We start from the raw sequence: 8,824 nt of genomic DNA on the forward strand, positions 1-8,824 counted from the left end.
CTGATTTGCTTGAGCATTTGCGCCCGGGCGATTTGATGGTGTTCAACAATACCCGGGTGATTCCGGCGCGGCTGTTTGGCCAGAAGGCTTCCGGCGGCAAGCTGGAAATCCTGGTGGAGCGGGTGCTCGACAGTCATCGCGTTCTGGCCCACGTGCGTTCCAGCAAGTCGCCAAAGCCTGGGTCGAAGATTTTGATCGACGGCGGTGGCGAGGCCGAGATGCTGGCGCGTCACGACGCGCTGTTCGAACTGGGGTTCGCTGAAGAAGTCTTGCCGCTGCTCGACCGCGTCGGGCACATGCCGTTGCCTCCTTATATAGACCGCCCGGATGAGGGCTCGGACCGCGAGCGCTATCAGACGGTGTACGCTGAGCGTTTGGGCGCGGTGGCGGCGCCGACGGCGGGGCTGCATTTCGATCAGGTGCTGATGGAGGCGATTGCCGCCAAGGGCGTCGAGACCGCTTTCGTGACCTTGCACGTGGGCGCTGGCACGTTCCAGCCGGTGCGGGTCGAAAAGATCGAAGACCATCACATGCACACTGAATGGCTGGAAGTCGGCCAGGACGTGGTGGATGCGGTCGCTGCCTGTCGTGCTCGCGGCGGTCGCGTGGTGGCCGTGGGGACCACCAGCGTGCGCTCCCTGGAAAGCGCCGCCCGCGATGGCGTGCTCAAGCCGTTCAGCGGCGATACAGACATTTTCATCTACCCGGGCCGACCGTTTCATGTGGTCGATGCCCTGGTCACCAACTTCCATTTGCCTGAATCCACGCTGTTGATGCTGGTTTCGGCGTTCGCCGGTTATCCGGAGACCATGGCGGCCTATAAAGCCGCGGTCGACAACGGATACCGCTTTTTCAGCTACGGTGATGCGATGTTCATCACCCGTAACCCCGCGCCTGCCGGTCCTAAAGAGCCAGGCCCAGAGGAAACCGTATGAGTCGCGAATGTCGCATGTCTTTTGAGTTGCTTGCCACCGATGGCAAGGCTCGTCGTGGTCGCCTGACCTTCCCCCGTGGCACCGTCGAGACCCCGGCCTTCATGCCGGTGGGCACCTATGGCACGGTCAAGGGCATGCTGCCGCGGGATATCGAGGCGACTGGCGCTGAAATCATTCTGGGTAACACCTTCCACTTGTGGCTGCGTCCTGGCACCGAAGTGATCAAGAAGCACGGCGACCTGCACGATTTCATGCAGTGGAAAGGCCCGATTCTGACCGACTCCGGTGGTTTCCAGGTGTTCAGCCTGGGCGCCATGCGCAAGATCAAGGAGGAGGGCGTGACCTTCGCCTCGCCGGTCGATGGCGCGAAAGTGTTCATGGGCCCGGAAGAGTCGATGCAGGTCCAGCGTGACCTGGGCTCCGACATTGTGATGATTTTCGACGAATGCACGCCGTACCCGGCCGACGAAGACGTTGCCCGCATCTCCATGGAGTTGTCCCTGCGTTGGGCCCAGCGCTCGAAAAACGCCCATGGCGACAACACGGCGGCGCTGTTCGGCATCGTTCAGGGCGGCATGCACCAGGATCTGCGCATGCGCTCCCTGGAAGGCCTCGACAAGATCGGCTTCGACGGCCTGGCCATTGGCGGTCTGTCGGTGGGCGAGCCCAAGCATGAAATGATCAAGGTGCTGGATTATCTGCCAGCCATGATGCCGGCTGACAAACCTCGTTACCTTATGGGCGTTGGCAAACCGGAAGATCTGGTGGAGGGTGTGCGCCGCGGTGTGGACATGTTCGATTGCGTGATGCCAACCCGTAATGCCCGCAACGGGCATCTGTTCATTGATACTGGCGTGATCAAGATCCGAAACGCGTTCCATCGCCATGATGATTCGCCGCTCGATCCGACCTGCGATTGCTATACCTGCCAGAACTTCTCCCGCGCTTATCTGCATCACCTGGACAAGTGCGGCGAAATGCTGGGGAGCATGCTCAATACCATCCATAACTTGCGCCATTATCAAGTGCTTATGGCTGGTTTGCGCGAGGCTATTCAACAGGGTACATTGGCCGCCTTTGTCGATGCCTTCTACGCCAAACGCGGGTTGCCTGTTCCGCCTTTGGACTGAGTTTTCTGACCCCAAGATTCAACATTTGCAACTGGAGTGCTAAATGAGCTTTTTTATCTCTAATGCCATGGCTGACGCTGCTGCACCGGCTGCTGCCGGCCCAATGGGTGGCGGCTTTGAGTGGATTTTCCTGGTCGGCTTCCTGGTTATCTTCTACCTGATGATCTGGCGTCCACAGGCCAAACGCGCCAAAGAGCAGAAGAATCTGCTGGGCAGCCTGCAGAAGGGTGACGAAGTTGTGACCACCGGCGGCATCGCTGGCAAGATCACCAAGGTTGCTGACGATTTCGTCGTTCTGGAAGTTTCCGACACCGTCGAAATGAAATTCCAGAAAGGCGCCATCGCCGCCACGCTGCCAAAAGGCACGCTGAAAGCGATCTAAGGTTCCAACTTCATCTTCAATCGACGGGGCGCGCAAGGCGCCCCGCGTCATAAACGGGCGGCGTGATGCTGAACAAATATCCTCTGTGGAAATACATTCTGATCCTGGCGGTGCTGGCGATCGGTCTGATTTATTCCGCTCCCAATCTTTATCCTGATGACCCGGCCATTCAGGTCAGCGGTGCCAGCACGGCGCTGCAGGTCAATCAGGCTGATCTGGATCGTGTGAGCGCTGCGCTCAAGGAATCCGGGATCAACGTCAAGGCTGCCACCTTGGCTGCCAACGGCAAGGGCGGGCTGATTCGCCTGACCAAGGCTGAAGACCAGCTGCCAGCCAAAGACGTCGTGCGCAAGGCGTTGGGTGATGACTACGTCGTCGCGCTGAACCTGGCACAAACCACCCCGCAATGGCTGCGCAATGTTGCTGCGCACCCGATGAAGCTGGGTCTGGACTTGTCCGGTGGTGTGCACTTCCTGCTCGAAGTGGACATGGACAAAGCCCTCGACGCTCGCCTGAAAGTGTACGAAGGCGATGTGAAGAGCCTGCTGCGTAAAGAGAAACTGCGTTATCGCAGCCTGCCGCAGCTCAACGGTGCCATCCAGCTGGGCTTCACTGATGAAGCGGCCCGCGAACAGGCTCGCTCGATCATCCGCAAGAACTTCAACGATTTCGACATTGTTCCGGCCGACCTGAACGGTCAACCGGTGCTGCGTCTGGCGATGACCCCGGCCAAGCTGGCGGAAATCCGCGAATACTCCATCAAGCAGAACTTGACCACGGTACGTAACCGCGTCAACGAGCTGGGTGTTGCCGAACCAATCGTCCAGCGTCAGGGCGCCAACCGCATCGTGGTTGAGCTGCCGGGCGTTCAGGACACCGCAGAAGCCAAGCGTATCCTGGGCAAGACGGCCAACCTTGAGTTCCGTCTGGCTGCTGAGCCTGGCGCTTCGAAAGCCACTTCGGAGGAATTCGAGTTCCGCGAAGGCAAGCGTCCGCCTGCGTTGATCGAGCGTGGCCTGATCATCACGGGTGACCAGGTGACTGACGCCAAGGCTGGCTTCGGCGAGCACGGCACGCCAGAAGTGAACATCCGTCTGGATGGCCATGGTGGCGAGCTGATGAGCCGCGCGACCCGTTCGAACGTGGGCCGCAGCATGGCTGTGATCTTCATCGAACAGCGTCCGGTCACCACTTACACCAAGCAAGTGGTCGATGGCGTCGAGAAAGACGTTGCGGTGCAGTCGTTCAAGGAAGAGAAGAAGATCATCAGCCTGGCGACCATTCAGTCGCCGCTGGGTGCTCAATTCCGTATCACTGGCCTGAACGGCCAGGGCGAATCGTCCGAACTGGCGCTGCTGCTGCGTGCTGGTGGCCTGGCGGCGCCGATGTACTTCGCTGAAGAGCGCACCATCGGCCCGAGCCTGGGTGCGGACAACATCACCAAAGGTATCGATGCATCGCTGTGGGGCATGCTGTTTGTCTCGCTGTTCATCATCGCCATCTACCGCTTCTTCGGCATCATCGCCACCGTTGCGCTGGGCGTGAACATGGTGCTGCTGCTGGCCTTGATGTCGCTGCTGGGTGCAACGCTGACCTTGCCAGGTATCGCCGGTATCGTATTGACCATGGGTATGGCGGTCGACGCCAACGTACTGATCTTCTCGCGGATCCGTGAAGAGATCGCGGCGGGCATGAGCGTGCAACGGGCGATCAACGAAGGTTTCGGGCGCGCATTTACCGCGATTCTCGACGCCAACCTGACCACCTTGCTGGTGGGCGGCATCCTGTTCGCCATGGGTACCGGTCCGGTCAAGGGCTTCGCTGTCACCATGTCCCTCGGGGTTCTGACTTCGATGTTCACGGCCATCATGGTCACCCGCGCGATGGTCAACCTGATCTTCGGCGGTCGTGACTTCAAGAAGTTGTGGATTTAAGGGGCTGCCATGTTACGTACAATCAATTTCATGGGCGTCCGCAACTTCGCGTTCGGCGTCACATTGTTCCTTACTGCGCTGGCCTTGTTCAGTGTGTTTCACAAGGGCATGAACTGGGGCCTGGACTTCACCGGCGGTACGCTCATCGAGCTGACCTACGAGCGTCCGGCCGACGTCACCAAGGTTCGTGAACAGCTGGCTTCGTCCGGCTATCACGAAGCCATTGTGCAGAACTTCGGTGCAACCACCGATCTGCTGGTGCGTATGCCGGGTGAAGATCCACAACTGGGTCACCAGGTAGCCGAAGCGCTGCAGAAGGTCGGCGGTGACAACCCGGCGACGGTCAAGCGCGTCGAGTTCGTAGGCCCGCAGGTGGGTGAAGAACTGCGCGACCAGGGCGGCCTGGGCATGCTGATGGCGCTGGGCGGCATCCTGATCTACCTGGCGTTCCGCTTTCAGTGGAAATTCGCCGTCGGTGCCATCGTTTCGCTGATCCACGACGTGATCGTGACCATCGGTATTCTGTCGTTCTTCCAGATCACCTTCGACCTGACGGTGCTGGCGGCGGTACTGGCGATTATCGGTTACTCACTCAACGACACCATCGTGGTATTCGACCGGGTTCGTGAGAACTTCCGTGTACTGCGCAAGGCCAGCCTGATCGAGAACATCAACATCTCGACCACCCAGACCCTGCTGCGGACTATCGCGACGTCGGTGTCCACTTTGCTGGCAATCGCGGCGCTGCTGTTCTTCGGTGGTGACAACCTGCACGGCTTCTCCCTGGCGCTGCTGGTGGGTGTTCTGGCGGGTACTTACTCGTCGATCTACATCGCCAACGTGGTGCTGATCTGGCTGAACCTGAGCACTGAAGACCTGATTCCACCGGTGAATACCGAGAAGGAAGTCGACGACCGTCCTTGAGTGAAAATTCTCTAGGCGGTGTAGTCCAAAAAGGCGCGAGTTGAACTCGCGCCTTTTTTTATGCTCCAAGGCTGGGAGAAGCGCGGACATGTGCCGCATTTGATGGTCAGGAGGTTCATGTGAACAAGTCGATGCTGGTTGGTGCTGTACTGGGTGCTGTCGGTGTCACTGCCGGGGGCGCTGTGGCCACCTACAGCCTGGTTAAAGATAACGGTCCTCAGTACGCGCAAGTACTCGCCGTAGAGCCGGTCAAGACGCAAATCAAGACTCCACGTGAAGTGTGCAAGGATGTAACGGTCACCCGGCAGGCGCCGGTAAAAGATCAACACCAGATCGCCGGTACAGTGGTCGGTGCACTGGCAGGTGGTCTGCTGGGTAACCAGGTCGGCGGCGGCACCGGCAAGAAGATTGCCACGGTTGCAGGCGCTGTCGGTGGTGGTTATGCCGGTAACAAGGTTCAAGAGGGCATGCAGGAGCGTGACACCTACACCACGACTCAGACCCGTTGCAATACGGTGAATGATATCAGTGACAAGGTGGTGGGTTACGACGTGCGGTACTCGCTGAGTGGTAAAGAGGGGAAAGTGCGAATGGATCGCGATCCGGGGAATCAGATTCCTGTGGATAAGGAAGGTAAGTTGATTTTGTCGGAGAATCAGCAGGGGCAGTGATCTGCTGAAGCCAGATTAAAAAGAAGCACCCTTCGGGGTGCTTTTTTGTCCCGGAGAACATCGTAGAAACCTGTGGGAGCAGGCTTGCCCGCGATGACGGTATCGCCTGTGCCAGATGTGCAGACTGACCCACCGCTATCGCTGGCAAGCCAGCTCCCACAGGGATCGAGTTGGTTGGTGTAATGGAATTACAGGCATAAAAAAAGCACCCCGAAGGGTGCTTTTTTGTCGCCGGAAGCTTAGCGCTTCAGCGAAGCCGGCAGGTGCGGCTGGATGGCCGTCAGCACTGCCTTGAAGCATTTGGTGTTGCCGGCAACGACGTGGCCTTTTTCGAGGAAGTCGTGACCGCCGGTGAAGTCGCTCACCAGGCCGCCGGCTTCTTGAATCAGCAGGGCGCCTGCTGCCATGTCCCACTCGGACAGGCCCGACTCCCAGAAAGCGTCGAAACGGCCGGCTGCCACGTAGGCCAGGTCCAGGCTCGCCGAACCTGCGCGGCGGATGCCGGCGGTCTGGCCAACCAGGGCGCGGAACATGCCCAGGTAGTTTTCCAGGTTGTCCATCTGGTCGTCACGGAATGGGAAGCCGGTACCCAGCAGGGCGCCGTCGAGGCTGGTGCGACCGCTGACGCGCAGGCGGCGACCGTTCAACTGGGCGCCACGGCCACGGCTGGCGGTGAATTCTTCCTGGCGAACCGGGTCCAGCACAACGGCGTGTTCTAGGCGGCCACGGTATTTGCAGGCAATGCTCACGGCAAAGTGCGGGATACCGCGCAGGAAGTTGGTGGTGCCATCCAGTGGGTCGATGATCCACAGGTAGTCTTCGCCTTCGCCGCTACCTTTGTGCAGGCCGGTTTCTTCACCGAGGATGCCGTGGGTAGGGTAGGCCTTGCGCAGCGCGTCGATGATTTTCTGCTCGGCGGCGCGATCCACCTCGGATACGTAATCCTTGGCGTCTTTTTCGTCGACCTTGATGGTATCCAGGCGCTCGATGGAGCGGAAGATCAATTCACTGGCGCTGCGGGCGGCGCGCAGCGCGATATTCAGCATGGGCTGCATGGATGTGTCACCTAAGGTTGTTAAAGAAAGCCGAGCATTCTAGCAGAAACTTTCTTCAGGTGAAGGACGACGTTACCTTTCATGGCATAACCTTAGGCTGTTCTGTAAGATTTGCTCCCCTTTCCCGTGTCCGAGAGCGCCTCCCTTGCTGCAAAACATCCGTGTCGTCCTCGTCAATACCAGTCATCCCGGCAATATCGGCGGCGTGGCGCGAGCCATGAAGAACATGGGGCTGACGCGCCTGGTGCTGGTGGAGCCGCGTGTGTTCCCGCACCACGAGGCCGATGCGCGCGCGTCCGGCGCCAATGACATCCTCGAAAAAGCCCAGGTCGTTGCCACCCTGGAAGACGCCCTGGTCGGCTGCAACCTCGTGCTCGGCACCAGCGCTCGCGACCGTCGCATCCCCTGGCCGCTGCTGGATCCTCGCGAATGCGGGACCAAAGTCGTGGAAGAGGCCGCCGGCGGCGCTGAAATCGCCTTGGTATTCGGCCGTGAAGACTCCGGCCTGACCAATGAAGAGCTGCAGCGATGTCATTATCACGTGCACATCCCATCAGACCCCGAGTTCAGTTCGCTGAACCTCGGGGCAGCGGTGCAGGTGTTGAGCTATGAAGTGCGCATGGCCTGGCTGGCCGCTGAAGGCCAGCCAAGCAAGGTTGAAAAGGATGAGGTTGCATCGACCAAGAGTGGCGAACTGGCCACCATGGACGAGCTGGAGCGATTCTATGAGCACCTGGAGCAAACCCTGGTGGCCATCGAGTTCCTCGATCCGGAAAAACCGCGGCACTTGATGGCGCGCCTGCGTCGGTTGTACGGACGCAGCTCGGTCAGCCGAGCGGAAATGAATACATTGCGTGGCATCCTCACGGAAACCCAGAAAGCGGCCCGTGGCGAGCTTCTTAAGCGGAAGGATTAAAAATGTTCGAGCGTTTGCGAGAAGATATCCAGAGTGTTTTCCACCGTGACCCGGCGGCGCGCAATGCTTTTGAAGTGCTGACCTGCTACCCGGGCATGCACGCGATCTGGATCCATCGCCTGTCCGGCGCCTTGTGGGGCATGGGCTGGAAATGGCTGGCGCGGCTGGTATCGAACTTCGGCCGTTGGTTGACCGGGATTGAGATTCATCCGGGCGCCAAGGTCGGCCGTCGTTTCTTTATCGACCACGGCATGGGCATCGTTATTGGCGAGACCGCCGAGATTGGTGATGACGTGACCCTGTACCAGGGCGTGACCCTGGGCGGCACAACCTGGAACAAAGGCAAGCGCCACCCTACGCTGGAAGATGGCGTTGTAGTAGGGGCGGGCGCGAAGGTGCTCGGTCCGTTTACCGTCGGTGCGGGCGCCAAGGTCGGCTCCAATGCTGTGGTGACCAAGGCTGTACCGCCTGGCGCAACGGTTGTCGGTATTCCGGGGCGGATCATCGTCAAGCCGGAAGTGGGTGATGAGCAGGAAGCCAAGCGCAAGGCCATGGCCGAGAAGATCGGCTTCGATGCCTATGGCGTCAGCGAAGACATGCCTGACCCGGTAGCGCGTGCCATCGGTCAGTTGCTGGATCACCTGCAAGCGGTGGACGGCAAGCTGGACGGTATGTGCGGTGCCCTGAAAGACCTCGGCAGCAGCTACTGCGCCAAGGATCTGCCTGAGCTGCGCAAGGAAGACTTCGCCGAGATCAAGGGCGAAAGTGCCGCCACCAAGGCTGGCTGAAGTCTCGCAATCACTGCAAAACCCATGTGGGAGCGGGCTTGCTCGCGAAAGCTGCGCGTCAGTCACCGAATATATTGACTGAATCACCG

General features: G+C 59.6%; 9 protein-coding genes. 8 read left to right on the forward strand and 1 reads right to left on the reverse strand.

Features of this window, described 5'->3' with window-relative positions; genetic code table 11:
• The 6 genes from queA to ACRESJ_RS07030 form a co-directional block, all read left to right on the forward strand.
• Nucleotides 1-935: tRNA preQ1(34) S-adenosylmethionine ribosyltransferase-isomerase QueA (gene queA / locus ACRESJ_RS07005; protein ID WP_431757258.1), on the forward strand; the 935-nt coding region annotated here is incomplete at its 5' end.
• A gap of 14 nt (nucleotides 936-949) precedes the next feature.
• On the forward strand, nucleotides 950-2,065 hold the full coding sequence (gene tgt, locus ACRESJ_RS07010) for a tRNA guanosine(34) transglycosylase Tgt (RefSeq protein WP_431757263.1): 1,116 nt from the start codon (nucleotides 950-952) through the stop codon (nucleotides 2,063-2,065).
• A 43-nt stretch (nucleotides 2,066-2,108) separates the two neighbouring features.
• Nucleotides 2,109-2,447 carry a preprotein translocase subunit YajC gene (gene yajC / locus ACRESJ_RS07015; RefSeq protein ID WP_003185175.1) on the forward strand — a complete coding sequence of 113 codons (339 nt, stop codon included), beginning with the start codon at nucleotides 2,109-2,111 and terminating at the stop codon, nucleotides 2,445-2,447.
• A 65-nt stretch (nucleotides 2,448-2,512) separates the two neighbouring features.
• Nucleotides 2,513-4,381, forward strand: coding sequence for a protein translocase subunit SecD (gene secD, locus ACRESJ_RS07020; protein ID WP_431757259.1), 1,869 nt, complete (start codon nucleotides 2,513-2,515; stop codon nucleotides 4,379-4,381).
• Between the two features lie 9 nt (nucleotides 4,382-4,390).
• Nucleotides 4,391-5,305 carry a protein translocase subunit SecF gene (gene secF / locus ACRESJ_RS07025; protein ID WP_431757260.1) on the forward strand — a complete coding sequence of 305 codons (915 nt, stop codon included), beginning with the start codon at nucleotides 4,391-4,393 and terminating at the stop codon, nucleotides 5,303-5,305.
• Between the two features lie 119 nt (nucleotides 5,306-5,424).
• The gene (locus ACRESJ_RS07030; protein ID WP_431757261.1) at nucleotides 5,425-5,976 is read left to right on the forward strand and encodes a glycine zipper 2TM domain-containing protein; all 552 of its coding nucleotides are present in this window, start codon (nucleotides 5,425-5,427) and stop codon (nucleotides 5,974-5,976) included.
• Nucleotides 5,977-6,215: 239 nt separating this feature from the next.
• Here the strand turns inward: ACRESJ_RS07030 and suhB are convergent, their stop codons facing one another.
• Nucleotides 6,216-7,031: a type III secretion system regulator SuhB gene (gene suhB, locus ACRESJ_RS07035; RefSeq protein WP_048722801.1), complete on the reverse strand. Its 816-nt coding sequence runs from the start codon at nucleotides 7,029-7,031 to the stop codon at nucleotides 6,216-6,218.
• Nucleotides 7,032-7,176: 145 nt separating this feature from the next.
• On the opposite strand from suhB, the gene trmJ reads away from it, so the two are divergent.
• Nucleotides 7,177-7,947 carry a tRNA (cytosine(32)/uridine(32)-2'-O)-methyltransferase TrmJ gene (gene trmJ, locus ACRESJ_RS07040; protein WP_431757262.1) on the forward strand — a complete coding sequence of 257 codons (771 nt, stop codon included), beginning with the start codon at nucleotides 7,177-7,179 and terminating at the stop codon, nucleotides 7,945-7,947.
• Nucleotides 7,948-7,949: 2 nt separating this feature from the next.
• Nucleotides 7,950-8,735, forward strand: coding sequence for a serine O-acetyltransferase (gene cysE, locus ACRESJ_RS07045; RefSeq protein WP_301051475.1), 786 nt, complete (start codon nucleotides 7,950-7,952; stop codon nucleotides 8,733-8,735).
• Nucleotides 8,736-8,824 lie beyond the last annotated feature (89 nt).

Origin of the sequence: Pseudomonas sp., assembly GCF_050739655.1 — a bacterium.
Classification (GTDB): domain Bacteria; phylum Pseudomonadota; class Gammaproteobacteria; order Pseudomonadales; family Pseudomonadaceae; genus Aquipseudomonas.

Coding starts and splice junctions, on each gene's coding strand:
- secD (WP_431757259.1), top strand. CDS start 2,513: ATGCTGAACAAATATCCTCTGTGGAAATACATTCTGATCCTGGCGGTG.
- yajC (WP_003185175.1), top strand. CDS start 2,109: ATGAGCTTTTTTATCTCTAATGCCATGGCTGACGCTGCTGCACCGGCT.
- cysE (WP_301051475.1), top strand. CDS start 7,950: ATGTTCGAGCGTTTGCGAGAAGATATCCAGAGTGTTTTCCACCGTGAC.
- tgt (WP_431757263.1), top strand. CDS start 950: ATGTCTTTTGAGTTGCTTGCCACCGATGGCAAGGCTCGTCGTGGTCGC.
- suhB (WP_048722801.1), bottom strand. CDS start 7,031: ATGCAGCCCATGCTGAATATCGCGCTGCGCGCCGCCCGCAGCGCCAGT.
- secF (WP_431757260.1), top strand. CDS start 4,391: ATGTTACGTACAATCAATTTCATGGGCGTCCGCAACTTCGCGTTCGGC.